This window comes from Alphaproteobacteria bacterium (assembly GCA_024244705.1).
Lineage (GTDB): Bacteria > Pseudomonadota > Alphaproteobacteria > JAAEOK01 > JAAEOK01 > JAAEOK01.
This window is the reverse complement of the sequence record JAAEOK010000045.1, coordinates 1-16,699: the sequence shown is the minus strand read 5'-3', so window position 1 is coordinate 16,699 and position 16,699 is coordinate 1. Positions and strand designations below refer to the sequence as shown.

Genomic DNA, 16,699 nt, shown 5'->3' with positions numbered 1-16,699 from the left:
AGGATTCTTACATTGATTTCTCCTGATGTAACAGCATGATTAGAATATCATGATCGATTTATAGCATTTGCTTTCGGAAGGGCGGAAATGGCCATACCGATCCCCAAGCTTGATCAGGTCGACCTTCGTCTCCTGCGTGTTTTCGCGACCATCGTCGATTGTGGCGGCTTTTCTTCTGCTCAAGTCGAACTTGGTATCGGACAGTCTACCGTGAGCTCGCATATGTCGGACCTCGAGGCCAAATTGGGTGTGCGGCTTTGCGACCGCGGCCGCAGCGGATTTCGGCTGACGGAGACCGGCCGACACGTCTACGAAGCCACACAGCGCGTGTTCCGCTCACTCGAGACCTTTACTTCCGAGGTCGAGGCGCTAAGGGGACGGTTGGTCGGTGAGCTTCATATTGGCACCATCGATAACGTGATTACCAACATCCGTTTTCCACTCAGCAGCGCCATCGCCCGATTCAAGAGACGGCAAAGTGCCGTAAGCATAAATATCCATGTCGGAACGCCGCACGACATCGAGCGCGCGATCGTCGATGGGCGCCTTCAGCTCGGACTGGGCACATACACGAATCGGGCCACCGGAATCGAATACTTCACGCTTTTCCGCGAACGCCTTCACCTTTACTGCGGCCGGCAGCATCCGGTCTACGAAGCGGCTGAGACGCTTTCCGACCTGAACCAGTTGCGGCAATACGAACACGTTAAACGCACTTACATTCCCGATTCCATCCACCCGTTCGGCGAATTGATCAATGCAACCGCTCAGGCCTCGAATATCGAGGCCATCGCACTTCTCGTCCTATCCGGACAATTCCTCGGATTCCTACCCGCTCACTACGCGGAGCGCTGGGTGAAATCCGGCGCAATGCGCGCGGTCAGGCCGGATACCCTGATATTCTTTGCCGAAATCGAATTGATCGCGCGCCGCAACCGTGCCCGCCACTCGATCGTCAATGCGTTCATCGACGATCTGATTGCGAATGTGGGTGAGATCCCGGCCGCGGCCGAATAGGTCCGCGCCACCACCCGCCCAGCGTTCAAGCGGCGGCGTCGGCCGAACGAACGCCGAGTTGAAACAGTCGGCCGAATCCTTCGATCCTGTCGTCGATCCCGGCACTGCGCAGACAGTCCCACATCATCGCCTGGTTACTGACCACGGCCGGCTTGCCGATATCTTCTTCGAGCGCGGCCACGATATCGAGCGTCCGCAGTGCGCCGCAGCATACGAACACGGCATCCGCATCCGAACGGTAGAGGCTGGCAGCGAACTCGCGCATGTATCCCGGATCGACCAGATCGATATCGGTGTTCGTCTCGATGTTGAGACCCTGAAGCTCCAGCACATCGAACCCGTGCGACTGAAGGAATTGCAATACGTAGGCGTTGATTTCATCGAGATACGGTGTCGCCACCACGATCCGCTTCGCGCCGAGTGCCCTGAGCGACCGTACGACGCCGGTCATGACCGTGGTCGGTTTGGCTTCCGGCTTGGCGCGGGTCAGCGCCGCCGCGACGGCCTCTTCGCCGATGACCATCGTCCCGCAGTTACACGTGTAACAAACGACATCGAGGCGATCTTCGGGCAGAATCGACCGGGCCGAAGCCTCTATCCCGGGCGCCATTTGCCGCAAGGTTTCGATCGTGGCGCTGTTGGACATGGCGAGCCTGCTGAAATGCACGCCGACGCCAGGCGGTGTCAAACGGAAGACATCATCTTCGACGGTTTGCTCCATCTCCAGCACGACAAAGCCCAGCTTGGCCCGCCAATGGCGGCCCCTATCATATCGAACCTCTCGATACTTCGATCTAACAGGTGGAAGGTCCAGGGCCATAATTCCTCCCATGTGGCGGGGCGAGAATTCTCTCACTCGGAAAAATCTAACCGTTCAATCGCGTCAAGGCAAAACTGAGTTGCCGCCGATGGTTCATCGATGACCGGGTCTATCGACGACCGCAATTATGCCGTCGGCAATTGCCTGGCGACCGCCCGTAATGCTGCCTCAGCCGTGCATCGTCAGGCCGCCCGAAACGCTTATCGTCTGGCCGGTAATATAACCTGCCTCGTCGCTGGCGAGAAAGGCTACGATCCCCGGCATGTCATCGGGACGGCCGAGCCGCCGCATTGGGATCGACCGCTTGAGGGCTTCGACAAGCCGTTGCCCCGCCTCGTCGTTGCCGGCGAAGGATGCGAACAAAGCGGTGTCCGTCGGCCCTGGACAAACCGCGTTGAGTTGAACGTTCGACCGTGCTAGTTCCCGAGCCAGGGTCTTGGTAAAGGCAATGATTCCCCCCTTGCAGGCGGCATATACCGCCTCACCGGACGATCCCACGCGGCCGGCGTCCGAAGCGATGTTGATGACCTTTCCGCGACCGCGCTCGGCCATGCCCCTGACCACGACATGGTGGAGGTTCAAGGGCCCATAGAGATTGATATCGATGATCTTGCGCCACAGCTCGGGGTCGGTTCGGATAAACGGGCGTGCTTCGTCCCAACCGGCATTGTTGATCAGGATGTCGACGGGCCCGGTGGCGGCCTCGAATTCCGCGATCGCTGATTCGACCGCATCGTAATCAATGATGTCGACCTGGTGCGCATAAGCGTTTCCGCCCAAGCCGGCTAATTGTTCGACGGTCTCGTTCGCGCTCACTTTGTCGATATCGAGGACTCCGACAACCGCGCCTTCCTCGGCCAATCTAAGCGAAATCGCACGGCCGATTCCGCCGCCGCCGCCGGTTATGATCACCTTCTTGTCCGCCAAACCTCGCATGTAACTCGCTCCCGTCCCAATTTGACGTCCGCCTTAGAGTCCCAGAGATTCATTCACTTGGACACTGATTTTACCAACCTGTTCTCCTGCCGCCATGCGTGCCAATCCCCTCGGCACATCCTCGAGCGATACAACGGAATCGATAAGGGGACCGAACAGATTGCGCTCCAACGCGTCGATCAATGTCCGGAATTCCTCAAAATTCCCGATCGTCGCGCCGATGATATGCAGCTGGCGAATGAATACGCGCTGCAGATCGATTTTCGGATTTGCGCCGGTCGTCGCACCGAATACGACGATGCGGCCGCCACCGACCGCCGAGCGCAGGCTTGTATCCCAGGTCTCGGCACCAACGTTCTCGATCACGACGTCGACACCTCGCCTCTCGGTCAGCCGCCGCACCTCTTCCAATACATTCTGTTCGCGGTAGTTGACGACATGGGTGGCGCCGTGTTCGCGGGCGATCTCCAACTTCGCGTCGGAGGACGACGTAACGATGGTTTTCGCGCGGCGCAGGGCGCAGAACTGAAGTGCCGCCATGGAAGCGCCACCGCCGACACCGTGTATGAGCACCCAATCCTTCTGCGTCACTTGACCTTGAGTTACCACCGATCGCCACGCGGTCAAATAGGCGGTCGACAAGGTCGCTGCGTCACGAAAACTAATGGCTTCGGAAATCGGAAATGCACACTCTTCGGGCATCACAACATAGTCGGCCATGCACCCGTCTATGTTCTCCCCAGTCAGTTCGCGGGCGTAGGACAGCATCTGATCGCCGCGGCGGCTGAATTCGTCGAGCCCGAATCGCGACGAGTAAAGGACGACTCGTTCTCCGGGCTGGCGGCTTCGAACGTAGGGTCCGACCGCCTCAATGACACCGGCCCCATCCACACCCAAGGTGAGCGGCAGTTCATGACGAAATCCGGAACCATCGTTAGCCATGTACAAATCGACCCGGTTAATACTGGAGGCGGCGACCTTGATCAAAACCTCGCCGGGTCCGGGCTCGGGCTTCTGCCGCTTACCAACAACGACTGATTCGAGTCCATCGTGTCCGGTCAGATAGACCGCCCGCATCATCTCCGTCATGGATTTGTACCCCGCACCTACTCAAACAATCGATTGCTTGTAATACCTTTTCGATCAGCTGCCTGTCGCGGCCCAAATTTAGCGGTCCTGGTTACCGGAATCGGTCCGCCGGGTCCGCTCCTCCTGGGGTGGAGCGGAATTGGTTGGATTGCATCATTGAGAATTCGCGAGAGCGACCATTCTCGCGTCGTATCTGTCTTCGGGCAAAATTGGTCAGCCGGGAACCGATTACGATTTATGGTCCGATGGACGACCGATATCGGAAATCGGCATACTATGGATCAACGCGACCGCAGAGACGAGTGAACGATGCGAAAAGCCGCAGAAAACGAAAACGGCGGAGGCGGCTCGGGAAACTTCCGATTCTACGACAATCGGCAGAAATATCTTCTGTTCGTGACCACCTGCGATGAGAAGTGGGTGATCGGCAGCCGGATCGGTCGCGAGATTGCATATCTCCGTCCCACGCCCCCATGCCTCAGCGTGTTCGATGCCGGGATGGGCGATGGATCGGTACTTTCGAACGTGATGCGTCACCTCCATGCCCAGTTTCCAACGGTGCCGTTCCATGTGGTCGGCAAAGAAATCAGCCTGGAAGACGTGCGCATGTCCCTCGAGAAAGTGGCGGATCGTTTTTTCGAACACCCGCAGATGGTGTTTACCGCGACCAACATGTTCTATCGCGAGGCTCCTTGGCTCCGCGTCGAGAGTGGCGATATGTCATCCGTCAACTGGACGGAGGTCGCGCTTGACGGGACCTCCGCCCATGAGTTTGCAGCCCAGATACGAGAATTGCATACGACCCTTACCGACGGCTGGCAGGTACGTCCGAGCAAAACCACAAACAATCTGATCTACGAAAAACCGTCGGTCCTGGTCCTCTATCGCGCCGATCAACGGTTCGCCCTCGAGCGCGTCATACCCCGCCGCGGCGAAGTCCCGTTTCCCTATGACCTGGTTATCGTCTCGCAACCGTACCGGGCCCGCGCGTCGATCGCTTTCAAGGTCGATCGTATCCTCGAGCCGTTGGTCCGTTCGCTGGCACCGGGCGGCAGACTGCTCCTCGTGCAGTCTTTCGGCGACGATCCCGGGTTGGAAATAATCCGCCGGATCTGGCCGGACGAAACTCCGTTCGAGCACAAATGCCCCGATCTGATTTCTGACCTCCGCGAGGCACTAGGCGAGAGCGCCGGCGACTACGATTTCCACACCGACCCAGCGGCCGAGTACAAGTTCCAATACCATATGTACATGCTGCCTTCCGAGGTCAGCGGAAGCATCGGCACGTCGACCCTGCTCGCGGCATGGAATGCCGCCATCTACGTGGCGCAGATCGAGGATAGTAGGCTGGCCAAGGCGCTGGAGGCCGGAACCTATCTCGAGGCCACTGCCGACGTCCTCCGTCGCCACGGCGGCCTATGGTTCAATGACGAGTCGTTCGTTGCCGTGAGAAAAGAGCGCCCATAATGCGGAGGAGCGGAATTCACGCCCCGCCAAGCGCAAAAGGGCGTGTGCCGACCTGCGGCCGCCTCAGGCACCGCAGGTCTCTGCCCGGCGATGGATGGGAAGCGGCATTCGCGAGTGGCTGACGCAAAACGCCCCGACGATATCCGCGATCGACCGGGCGAGTGTCGCGTTCCGCGCGTTCGATACGTTCAGACGGGCCGACGCCTTCTCGATGTCGATCCGCAGCTTCGCCTCGTCGACTGTTAGCATTCGGCCATGCTCAAGGACCATCCGGCCACCAATCATCACCGAATCAACGGCACCGCCGCTTTCACCGTTGACGAGCTGGAGGGCGATGTTGTTGGCCGGCACATAGGTGATGTCGGCGAGGTTCAAGAATACGATGTCGGCCTTGTAGCCGGTCTCGAGGCGGCCGATACGATCCGCAAATCCGAGAATTGCGGCGCTACCCGTTGTCGCCATGGCGATCACGTCCTCGATCGAAAGCCATTGGTCGTATTCGGGCGCTTGGATACGGGAAATATAGGCGGCGAGCCGCATCGCCTCGAACATGTTCTGCGTATCCGATGTATTGGTCGCATCTGTCCCGATACCGACCTGTAGACCGTTTTCGATCATCAGCCGAACCGGCGCCATTCCAGAGCCCAGACGCAGATTGCTCAAAACGTTGTGCGAGACGCCGGCGCCGGCATCCGCCATGCGCAGGATATCCTCGCGATCAACCCAAATCGCATGAGCAGCGCTAAACCTCGGGCCGAGCAGACCCAGGTCCGACAGGTGCGCGGTCAGGGTTTTGCCGTACTTTCTCAGGCCGATCAGCGCCTGCGTCTTGGATTCCGCGAGATGAGTCTGCATTCCGACATCGAAGTCACGGGCCAGATCTCCGCAAGCAGAAAGGAATTCGTCGGTACAGTGAAGCGGGATCGTCGGTGCCACCGCAGGGCGCACCCGATCGCGATCGAACGGCCAGTGCTTGAGTATGGTCCGGCATCCCTCGATACTTGCCTCCTGGGGAGCGGTGGTGATTTTCTCGACCTGCCGGCGAATTTGGTCCGGCATCGCGTCGATCAGCCCGGGCATCGCTTGATAGAGCGTACGGTCCGCCATCATCGGTGCGACGACGGCACGCATGCCGACATCGTGATAGGCCTGTGCAACCGCTTCGGCGCCGTCTCGGGTGGGAACCGGAATCTCGACGAACATATCGTAGGTCGCAGTGCATCCCTTGCGGACCAGCTCGACCGCCGAGATCAGGGCGCTGAGATATTTGTCCGTGAGCGTGCGGCCCCAGTAAAGGCCGGCACTCGAAGCCAGGAACACCTCGAGCGGCACACGATCGGCGACCATGCCCTTGGCCAATCCACCATGGCTGTGGGTATGGGCATTTATCAGTCCCGGCAGCAACAGCCGGTCCGTCGCATCGATCAGCTTTGCGTCCACGGGCGCGATCATTTCGGGTGGCCCGATCTCCGCGATCGTGGTTCCGTCGATCAGCAGGTCGGCGGGACGGTCAACACCGGTGGCGACATCCAGGATGCGGCCGCCCCGAATAATAAATCTGTCAGGCATAGTGCACACCAGCCATCTTTCGTCGGCGACGCATCATGGATCAAAGCGTGGTCGAAGCATGACCATCTCGTTGGTTTGGCGACTGCGGTTTTAGGGCAAACCCGTGAGCACCAGCGCTCTGTCCGCACAAAGCCATCAATACCGCGTCTCGAACGGGACTATATCAATCTCAGGGCCACCCCTTGCTTGCCGATCGGGAATTGTAGCTCCGGCAGTTGCTGGAAATCATCCTCAGTGCGGCCCGCTTTTCCACTGAACACGTCAAATGCATTCTCTGTCGGGCTTTTGTTAAGAAAAACAAGCGGCTAAACTGCACGCGACTGGAAAAGAATAACTCTGCATCTGGAATTGAACGGCACCCCATTATCATATGACGACTAATGTCCGTATCACGCGTTAGGTCCCTTGCGAAAACCGTCGCCCCTGGCTTGTGCCTATTCGGCATTTTGTCCTTCGGCGGCCGATCGGCTTTGGCCGCCGGCGCAGAACTCCCCCCGCTCGTTAACGACATTGGGATCAGCCTGTTGTTGGCCGGCGGGCTCGCTGTCTTGTTCACGCGTATTCGGATCCCTGATATCGCCGGCTTCTTGGTCGCCGGCATGATTGCCGGCCCCGTCGGACTGGGGCTTGTTACCGATCCGGCCAATATCGATACGATCGCCCAGCTGGGTTTCGTCCTGCTGCTATTCATCATTGGCCTGGAAATCGATCTGCGGAAGGTAAGGTCGAGCGGCAAGGCATTGGTCGCGTCCGGACTGTTGCAATATCCCCTCTGTGTCGCATTCGGCGTCGTCATGACGAAGATCTTCCTGTGGCTGGGTTTCGCCTCGGATCTCCTTGGCGATGCGCCGTTCGCCGCCGTCTATATCGGCATCGTCCTTGCAGGTTCCTCGACACTGCTGGTCGTCAAGCTCTTCCAGGCCAATCTCGAACTCGATACCGAACCCGGGCGGGCCGCGCTTGGACTATTGATCTTCCAAGACATTTGGGCAGTCATCGTGCTGGCGGTGCAGCCTGACTTTGAAAGTATGAGCATTGGCCCCGTCGTCCTCTCCCTGGTGGGCATCGTTATTTTGGCGTTCGGGGCGATTCTGTTTTCCAGATATGTCGCGTCCACCATCTTCCGTTCGATGGCGGACAAACCCGAGATTATCGTGCTGGCCGCCGTCTCGTGGTGCTTCCTGGTCATCTTTCTTGGTCTGCATTTTGACACCTTCACGGTATTGGCCTTCGGCTTCGACTGGCATTTGGCGGTCGGTTCCGGGATGGCGGCGCTCATCGCCGGCGCCAGCATCGCTAGTTTTCCTTACAGCAAGGAGATTTTGACGAAGGTCAGCGTCGTCAAAGATTTCTTTGTGACGCTGTTCTTCGTCGGCGTGGGGATGACCATTCCGGCCATTGAAAACTGGGATATTCTGACCCTCGCGATCCTAATTTCGGTGCTCGCGATTTTTTGCCGCTTCGCAATCTTCCTCCCGGTACTCTATTACACCGGTTGCGATCGCCGGACCTCGGTTGTCGCTTCGGCCCGTTTGGCCCAGATATCCGAGTTCGGCCTGGTGATTGCCTATCTCGGATTTCAATTGGGGCATATCGGCGCAGGGTTGAACGCGAGCATCATCTTTGCGTTTGTGATAACGGCACTGCTGACGCCGCCGATCTACAAGCACGCCTATTGGCTACACGACCGCCTTTCCCCCTTGCTGGAGACTTTGGGAATAAGACCGCCGAGCGGCACCGACATCGAAGAAACGAAGAGTTTCCGGATCGCGCTCTTGGGTTTCTATCGCGTCTCGTCGTCATTGCTCCACGAGGTGGCCCGCAAGCATCCGGAGATTATGGAGGAGATCCTCGTCGTCGATTTCAACGCGCGCCTGCATGGGGAAATACGCCGTCTCGGCGTACACACCGAATACGGCGACATTTCGAATTCGGACACATTGATGCACGCCGGGATCGACCGGGCCAAGATCGTCGTGTCGACGGTTCCGGACGATGTTCTACGTGGCATCACCAATCGCCAGTTGGTGCGCATGATTCGGCAGCTCAACCCAACGGCATCGATCATCGCAAACGCGATCACCATCGAAGAGATCCCGCGACTCTATGCGGCCGGTGCAGACTTCGTATACCTCGAAAGAATCGAGGCCGCGAAGGCCGTCGCCAATGCGGTCGAGCGCTCTCTCGCCGGTGAACTCTCCGAGCACCGGGAAGAGATCGAATCGTTGGAAGGCGCCGCACAGGAGAGAACCGAGGTTCTCAAATAGGGCGTTCCTTCGCCATCGCCTCAGGCTGCCTCGTTTCCTCGAGTTGCTCGATTACCTGGCGATCCGGAGCAGCACGTCTGCCGCCACCACGCCATCGCACCGGACCATCAACGGGTTGATGTCGAGTTCCTCGAGTTTGTCGCGATAGGTGTCCGCGAATTCAGCGACTTTCAGCACCGCGTCGACGACCGCATCGATGTCCGCCGCGGCACCGCCGCGGTACCCGGCGAGCAGCTCTGAGACCTTTAGCGACGCCAAGGCCCTGGCAATGCCGTCCCGGTCGATTGGAAGCAGCAGCGCCCGGGCGTCACCGACAAGTTCCACGAGAACGCCACCGCTGGCCAGCACCATGACGTGCCCGAATACATCATCGCGGCGAATACCGATGAGGAGTTCGGCGATCGCGTCGACTATCATGCGCTCGATGAGAAAAACGTCGCAATTGAAGCCGGGCTGATAGTCGGCAACCGAGTTGGCGATTGCAGCCACGGCTTCGGCGACGGCGGCCGGACTGTTCAGGCCGACCCGCACCGCGCCGGCCTCGCTCTTGTGCGGCATCCGCGGGTCGGCCAATTTGGCGACAACCGGGAAGCCAATCTCCTCAGCTGCCGCGGGTGCGGCCTCGGCGCCGACCAGTCGGCCCGCCGGTACCGCTATACCGGCGGCCGCCAACCGCTGTTTGCCGGCCCATTCGTCAAGGATTTCAAGATCACCGTGTGGCAATGGTGGTGTACGCAGGCGGAATGCAGCCGCGCCGCCGGCGGCGGCCATCACGGCGCGCCGTTCACCAAGGAATGCGGCGCCCGCCATTGCGGTCATCGCCTCGGATATACCCTGGAGTGGAGCGACGCCGAGCTCGACCATGATATCGCGTGTCTTGCGGTCGATGTTTTCCGGCAGGTCACTGCAGATGGCCCCCGGAATCCCGGCCGCGCGGGTCGCCGCCGCGAAGCTGCGGGCGTCGGTGAGATAGCTGTCGCGATCGGTGTCGATTTCCGGCGCCGGATAATCTTGGACCAGCAGCGCCGCGTCGTAGCCATCGCCGATCAGCGCCTGAAAGATCGCTGGCATGCGGTCGGGGTCGCCCCACAAAGGGGTCGTGTAATCGAGGGGGTTGGAGACGGTGGCGATGTTGGGCAGGCGGTCCGCCAGGTCCTTCGCCGCCCCCGGCGACGGCTGGTCGAATGAGATACCTGCCTTGCCGGCGCCGTCGGCCAGCATCGCCGCGTCGCCGCCGGAGCAGGTAAAACCGGCCACCCGTCGACCCGCAGGGGCACCCGCAACGATCAACATCTTGAGCGTTTCAAGCAGCGTCACGGGCGTATCGACGCGTATGACACCGAGGCGGTCGAACAATGCCTGGTAGAGATCGTCGGCACCTGCGAGGGAACCGGTATGGGTGACCGTGAGGCGAGCGCCGATCTCGGAGCTCCCTGCCTTGAGCGCGACGATGGGAATGCCGGCTTCGAGGGTACGGCCCGCGATATCGGCGAAACGCGGGATGTCGCGCAGCGTCTCCAGGTAGAGTCCGATAGCGGCGACCGCCGGGTCTTCGATTAGGACTTCGAGATAGTCCTCGACGCCGAGCATCGCCATGTTGCCGGCGCTGATCACATAGGCGAAGGGCACCGATCGACGGTTCATCGTCAGGTTGGTCCCCAACATACCGCTCTGCGAGACCAAAGCGACGCCGCGGTTTACCCGAGTACCGCCATGGCCATACGGCCAGAGAACGGCGTCGTGGACGTAGTTGATCAAGCCGTAGCAATTGGGGCCGACCAAGGCGAGGTCGCCGGCGGTGTAGCAAATAACGCCACCGGCACCGACGCGGCTCAGCGCCCCGACGATGTCGCCGACGGCGGCCCTCGGTACGGCGAGAAAAACCGCATCGGGGGCCTCGGGAAGGTCTTCGACCCGGGCGAAACAGGGCCGGCCACCGAGTTCCTTGCGACGTGGGTTGACACCCCAAATCGGGCCCTTGAAACCGGCCGCCGCACATTGAATCGCGGCGACATCCGCGTCGTCGCCGCCGATCAACGCAACATGGCGTGGGGCCAGCAACCGGCGCAAATTATCGCGCTGGCCGGGTGTCATCCGCCGAGCGGGCGCAGCATCGACCGGGCGATGATATGGCGCTGGATTTCCGACGTTCCGTCCCAAATGCGCTCGAGCCTGGAATCGCGCCACATGCGTTCGATCGGTAATTCCGACATCAACCCCATTCCGCCGAATATCTGCACCGCATTGTCCGCGACGCGGCCAAGCATTTCCGACCCATAAAGCTTTACCATTGCCGCGTCGGCCGGCTCCATGACCCCTTGGTCCGCCTTCCAGGCGGTGTTCATGACCAGCAAATCGGCCGCCCGCAACTCGGTCGCCATGTCGGCGAGCTTGAACGATGTACCCTGAAACTTGCCGATCGGTTGGCCGAACTGCTTGCGTGTCGCGGCCCACTCGGTCGCTAGATTGATCAGACGTTCGGCCTTGCCGCAGCAGGTCGCTCCGACCCACACCCGGCCCATCTTTAGCCAAGTTTCCGCAAGATCGAGGCCGTTGTCGACCTCGCCGAGGATTTGGCCGGAACCGACCCGGCAGTCATCGAAGGTCAGTCGGTAGTTGTTATAGCCGCGAATGCTGATGCAATCGTAGCCCGGTTCCAGGGCGAAGCCCTTGGTACCGCGATCGACGAGGAATGCGGTTGCCCGTTTGCGCTCGCCCTTCGGCGTGTCCTCGACGCTGGTGGCGGCGAACACAATGGCGAAATCAGGTACGCCGACGCAGCTGATGAAGTGCTTCGATCCGTTGATCACAAAGTCGCCACCATCCCGCACCGCGCGGGTCGTCATCGACATGATGTCGGAGCCCGCACCGGGCTCACTGAGGGCGAAGCATTCGCGTAAGTCGCCACGCACACAGGGTCTCAGGTAGCGTTCTACCTGATCGCCTTCACAGGCCAGCAGTAATTCCGTCGGTCTGCCGATATAACCGTGCAATGCATGACTGCATGTGCCGAGCACGCGCTCGAACAAGGCCAAGCTCGTATTGTCGAGGCCACCACCGCCGACCGATTCCGGCAGATTGGCCGCATAGAATCCCATCTCAATCGCCCTACGGGTGATCTGCTCGCCAAGTTCCGCTGGGACCTCGCCGCTACGATCGACTTCGGCCTCATGGGGATAAATTTCGTCCTCCAAGAACGCCTGCAAGGATCCGACGAGAATGCGCTGCTCGTCGGTGAGGTGAAAATCCATGGCGCGCCTCCGGTCTCGCTGTCATGGCAATAGCGCGTCCTAATGATTGGGGATTTCACGCCACGGGATTTGTAGCTATTCGACATCTTTTAAAGGTTTTCGCCGCCCCAGCCGGCATGTCGAATTAACCGTGTTTTTGTCGGAAACAGTAATGCCGAGATAGGCGGATTCCCCGATCATACAAACCACCGAAAGCCAGCGGAGGATCGGATCGATGAAGCAAGAGGTAGGCGTCGTGCGGCGCGGCCATGTTCTGGAAATCACCCTCGATCGGCCCAAGGTCAATGCCATCGGTCAAGAGACCAACCGCCAACTCGGTGCCGCCTTCGACACGCTCCGCGACGACCCGGAACTGCGCGTCGCGATTTTGACTGCGGCCGGCGATCGGATCTTCTCGGCGGGCTGGGATCTAAAGGAGGTCGAACGCGGCGATGCCAAGTTGGACGAATGGTGGGAGGACGAGCAGGCTCCGGGCGGCTTTGCCGGGATCACCGAACGGTGGGACCTCAACAAGCCGGTTATCGCGGCAGTCAACGGACTGGCCATCGGCGGCGGACTGGAGTTGGCGATCGCCTGCGATCTGATCATCGCCGCCGAACACGCTGAATTTGCCTTGCCCGAATTGCCGCTCGGCATTGTCCCCGACGCCGGCGCCATTCAACGCGTGCCGCGACGCATTCCCTACAACGTGGCAATGGAGATGCTTCTCCTGGGCCGCCGGATGCCAGCGACGGAAGCTGCCCATCATGGCCTTGTCAACTTGGTTGTTCCAGGCAGCGAATTGATCGACAAGGCCCGGGAATGGGCCGACCAACTCGCCGAATCGGCGCCGCTCGCCCTGCAGACAGTGAAAGAGGTGTTGCGCGCTATCGAGGGTAACACCATCGAACAGTCGTTTCAGACGATGCGCACCGGCGACCTGCCGGTCTACCGGCAAATGCTCCGTTCGGAAGACGCTGAAGAGGGTATTCGCGCTTTTGTCGAACGGCGTAACCCGGTTTTCAAGGGACGTTAGGAGTGAACATGGCCAGGAAAGAACCACGGGACGTCCGCCGCGTGACCTGCATCGGTGCCGGCCCGATCGGCGGCGGCTGGTCGGCGCACTTTCTCGCCCACGGATATCAGGTCACCACCTACCTCCACGATGCCGCGGAGGAGGAAGCGCTGCGCCAATTCGTCGACACCGCCTGGCCCAGCCTTGAATCGCTCGGGCTGGCCGACGGTGCATCGCCCAACGCGTTGCGGTGCACTTCCGACTTGGCGGCGGCCGTCGCCAATGCCGAGTTCGTCCAGGAAAGTGCGCCCGAGAACCTGGCACTCAAACAATCGCTTTATGTCGAACTCGGCACCCTGGTACCCGATGACGTCGTCATCGCCTCGAGCACCTCGGGCTTGACGATGACAGACATTCAGGCACGCTGCCCATCACCCGAGCGGACGGTGGTCGCCCATCCCTTCAACCCGCCCTATCTGTTACCGTTGGTCGAAATTGTCGGTGGCGCGAGGACGGACCCGGCAGCGGTGGTTTGGCTGGCCGAATTCTACCGGTTGAGTGGCAAGGCGCCTTTGGTAATGGACACGGAAATCCCCGGCTTCATTGCGACCCGCCTGCAGGAGGCACTATGGCGCGAAGCCCTGCACATGGTCGCCAATGGCGAGGCTACCGTCGAACAGATCGATCTCGCGATCACGACCGGACCGGGGCCGCGGTGGGCGGTCATGGGTCCCTGCATGGCCTTTCATGTGGCAGCCGGAGAAGGTGGAATGGCCGCGACTCTCGACCATTTCGGGCCCGCCCTGAAGTTGCCTTGGACCCGACTGGAGGCACCTGAACTTACCTCGGATTTGCGCGAACGCATGGTCGCGGGCTGTCTGCGCGAGGCTGCGGGTCGTGATTTTACGCGACTCGCCGGCGAACGCGACGCTGCTCTGGTTGCCGTCGCCCGGGCACTGAAAGACGATTAGGCGGCGGGCGCACCCGGTTCCACCGGTGGCCCCCGACGGCCGCGGCGCGCGGCGACTTTGGCGGCCTCGACCAGCAGTTCGTTGGTCCCCGGCCAGATCGGCATCGGTTCTGCTTCGGGCCAGGCTTCGCGGTGATCGCGTGGCCGCTTGCCAAATTGAGCGGAAAACGATTTGGCGAAATGGGACAGGCTGGAAAAGCCGCACGCCACCGACACTTCAAGAATCGTCAGGTTTGTGTACATCAGCAGGACGCGCGCAAATTCCAATCGCATAACCCGATAAAACCCGATGATCGACGCCCCCATATGCTTGCGGAACAGCCGCTCGAGCTTGCGTTGCGAGATGCCGATGGCGTCCGCCAGGTCGGGTATCGCAATTGGTTCTTCGAGGTTGTTTTCCATCAGTGCGATCGCTTCACGGAGAACAGGATGCGGGACCTTGGGTGCACCGCCGGCGGTACGACGTTGGGGTGTGGCCGAATCGCGGATCGGGTAATGAAGGATCTGCTCGGCAACCTGGAGCATGAGCTGAAGGCCATGACGCTGCCGCACTTCGTCGAGCATCATATCGATCCCGGCAGTGCCTCCCGCACTGGTCATCCGATCGCGGTCGATCACAAACAAACGCTCTTCGACGATGGTGTCGGCGAATTCCTCGGTAAAGGCACGGATGCAATGGAGATGGGTTGTCACACGGTAACCGGATAGCAGCTTCGCCCGCGCGAGGATAAAGGTGCCGACCTCCATCGCGCCGAGTGGAATTCCGTATCGTGCCATTCGGCGAAGCCAACCCAATAGATTGTCGTTTTCGTAACGTTGGGCGTTCCAGCTGCCGCAAACGAAAATCGCGTCCCAACGACGGTCGTTGTGGTGCAAGGGCTCGGTCTTCAATGACATGCCGTTGCTGGCGGTTATGGTCTCGCCATCGACCGACAGGAATCGCCATTCGTAAAGCGTCCGTCCGTGAAAATAGTTGGCGATCCGCAGTGGCTCCAATGTGGTCGTCAGGGCCATCATGTTGAATCGCGGGATCAATACGAAAGCGAAGGTTTGATGTGGCGTTTCCGCCTCTGGCGCTGCCATGGTCCTAATCTCGTCTCCGTTGTCATCTGGTTCCGACCGCGCGGTCTCGACCGCGGTCACGGACGAGCATCGGGCGAATCCGTCGAAAAAACGCAAAATCCGGCGAAAACCCAATAATCTGTTCATGGATTTTCGTCAAGAATTTATCCCTTGGACATGCGGATGCTTGACCTGGAGGGGCGATGAACAGGGATGTCATTATCACATGCGCGGTCACCGGCGCCGGCGACACCTTGGACAAGCACCCGGGCGTACCGGTCACGCCGCAACAAGTGGCAGACGCGGCGATCGAAGCCGCTCAGGCCGGCGCGGCGATCGCCCATATCCACGTCCGCAACCCGGAGACCGGCAAAGGCTCACGCGATTCGGAGCTCTTTCGCCAGGCCGTCGAACTGGTCCGCGCCAGCGGCACCGACGTCGTGATCAACTTGACCGCCGGCATGGGCGGCGACTGGGTGCCCAGCGAGGACGATCCCAGCGTCGGCGGCCCCGGCACTGACATGGTGGGGCCGGAAGAACGGCTTACCCACGTCGAGGCCTTGCGGCCCGACATTTGCAGTCTCGATTGCGGTACGATGAATTTTAGCGACGGCGCCGACATCTATGTCAGCCCGCCGGCCTATTTGCGAGCGATGGCGCAACGGATCCGAGACTGCGGCGTAAAACCCGAGCTTGAGGTCTTCGACCTTGGCCACGTCCGATTTGCATCGCAGATGGTTGCCGAAGGGCTGATCGCCGAGCCGCCGCTGTTCCAGATTTGCCTCGGCCTGACATGGGGCGCAGGCGCGGATACCAAATCGATGATGACGATGCGTGATTCGCTACCGCCCAACGCGCAATGGGCCGGCTTCGGTATTTCACGAATGCAAATGCCGATGGTGGCGCAGGCCGTGCTGCTCGGCGGCAATGCGCGGGTCGGCCTCGAGGACAACATCTATCTCGATCGCGGCGTGTTGGCGAGTAACGGGCAATTGGTCGAACGAGCGGTCGAAATAGTCGAGCGGCTCGGCGCCCGCGTCATCGGCCCGGACGAAGCGCGACAAAAACTGGGTCTGCGGGGCGCTTGACCGCGCCACGACAAGTTCACCGATCAACTGGAGTGACCCCCAGGGGCTGGACAGGCGGGATTGGTGATTTTTGACTATGGTGTCCGGGCTTCAGAGGAGAAGCTCATGGCAAGGCATCGCACCTATTCAATCGCTTTCAAGCGCCAAGTTGCCCAGGAATATCTGTCTG

The 16,699-nt window shown here is 60.3% G+C and carries 13 protein-coding genes; 6 read left to right on the top strand and 7 right to left on the bottom strand.

Features of this window, described 5'->3' with window-relative positions; genetic code table 11:
* Positions 1-87 precede the first annotated feature (87 nt).
* Positions 88-1,017 carry a LysR family transcriptional regulator gene (locus tag GY791_07125; GenBank protein ID MCP4328190.1) on the top strand — a complete coding sequence of 310 codons (930 nt, stop codon included), beginning with the start codon at positions 88-90 and terminating at the stop codon, positions 1,015-1,017.
* Positions 1,018-1,042: 25 nt separating this feature from the next.
* Here the strand turns inward: GY791_07125 and GY791_07120 are convergent, their stop codons facing one another.
* From GY791_07120 to GY791_07110, 3 genes are all read right to left on the bottom strand, one after another.
* Complete coding sequence (locus GY791_07120; GenBank protein MCP4328189.1) at positions 1,043-1,837, bottom strand: arylmalonate decarboxylase; 795 nt, start codon at positions 1,835-1,837, stop codon at positions 1,043-1,045.
* Between the two features lie 168 nt (positions 1,838-2,005).
* Positions 2,006-2,773 carry a glucose 1-dehydrogenase gene (locus tag GY791_07115; protein MCP4328188.1) on the bottom strand — a complete coding sequence of 256 codons (768 nt, stop codon included), beginning with the start codon at positions 2,771-2,773 and terminating at the stop codon, positions 2,006-2,008.
* Positions 2,774-2,806: 33 nt separating this feature from the next.
* Entirely contained in the window at positions 2,807-3,862 is a 1,056-nt protein-coding gene (locus GY791_07110) for a zinc-binding dehydrogenase (GenBank protein MCP4328187.1), read from the bottom strand.
* Positions 3,863-4,171: 309 nt separating this feature from the next.
* On the opposite strand from GY791_07110, the gene GY791_07105 reads away from it, so the two are divergent.
* Positions 4,172-5,329, top strand: coding sequence for a hypothetical protein (locus GY791_07105; GenBank protein MCP4328186.1), 1,158 nt, complete (start codon positions 4,172-4,174; stop codon positions 5,327-5,329).
* A 63-nt stretch (positions 5,330-5,392) separates the two neighbouring features.
* Here the strand turns inward: GY791_07105 and GY791_07100 are convergent, their stop codons facing one another.
* The gene (locus GY791_07100) at positions 5,393-6,898 is read right to left on the bottom strand and encodes an amidohydrolase family protein (protein ID MCP4328185.1); all 1,506 of its coding nucleotides are present in this window, start codon (positions 6,896-6,898) and stop codon (positions 5,393-5,395) included.
* Positions 6,899-7,368: 470 nt separating this feature from the next.
* On the opposite strand from GY791_07100, the gene GY791_07095 reads away from it, so the two are divergent.
* Positions 7,369-9,165 (top strand): hypothetical protein, encoded by a 1,797-nt coding sequence (locus tag GY791_07095; protein ID MCP4328184.1) that lies wholly within the window; start codon positions 7,369-7,371, stop codon positions 9,163-9,165.
* A gap of 51 nt (positions 9,166-9,216) precedes the next feature.
* Here the strand turns inward: GY791_07095 and GY791_07090 are convergent, their stop codons facing one another.
* A complete protein-coding gene (locus tag GY791_07090) occupies positions 9,217-11,259 on the bottom strand; it encodes an acetate--CoA ligase family protein (protein MCP4328183.1) in 2,043 nt (680 codons plus the stop codon).
* Positions 11,256-12,416 (bottom strand): acyl-CoA dehydrogenase, encoded by a 1,161-nt coding sequence (locus GY791_07085; protein ID MCP4328182.1) that lies wholly within the window; start codon positions 12,414-12,416, stop codon positions 11,256-11,258. The genes GY791_07090 and GY791_07085 overlap by 4 nt, the downstream gene beginning before the upstream one ends.
* Before the next feature lie 214 nt (positions 12,417-12,630).
* On the opposite strand from GY791_07085, the gene caiD reads away from it, so the two are divergent.
* Both caiD and GY791_07075 read left to right on the top strand, forming a co-directional pair.
* Positions 12,631-13,431 (top strand): crotonobetainyl-CoA hydratase, encoded by an 801-nt coding sequence (gene caiD / locus GY791_07080; protein ID MCP4328181.1) that lies wholly within the window; start codon positions 12,631-12,633, stop codon positions 13,429-13,431.
* An 8-nt stretch (positions 13,432-13,439) separates the two neighbouring features.
* Positions 13,440-14,381: a 3-hydroxybutyryl-CoA dehydrogenase gene (locus GY791_07075; protein MCP4328180.1), complete on the top strand. Its 942-nt coding sequence runs from the start codon at positions 13,440-13,442 to the stop codon at positions 14,379-14,381.
* Here GY791_07075 and GY791_07070 read toward each other — a convergent pair.
* Complete coding sequence (locus GY791_07070) at positions 14,378-15,463, bottom strand: GlxA family transcriptional regulator (protein MCP4328179.1); 1,086 nt, start codon at positions 15,461-15,463, stop codon at positions 14,378-14,380. The two genes, GY791_07075 and GY791_07070, sit on opposite strands and share 4 nt — an antisense overlap.
* 182 nt (positions 15,464-15,645) lie before the next feature.
* On the opposite strand from GY791_07070, the gene GY791_07065 reads away from it, so the two are divergent.
* Entirely contained in the window at positions 15,646-16,530 is an 885-nt protein-coding gene (locus GY791_07065) for a 3-keto-5-aminohexanoate cleavage protein (GenBank protein ID MCP4328178.1), read from the top strand.
* Positions 16,531-16,699 lie beyond the last annotated feature (169 nt).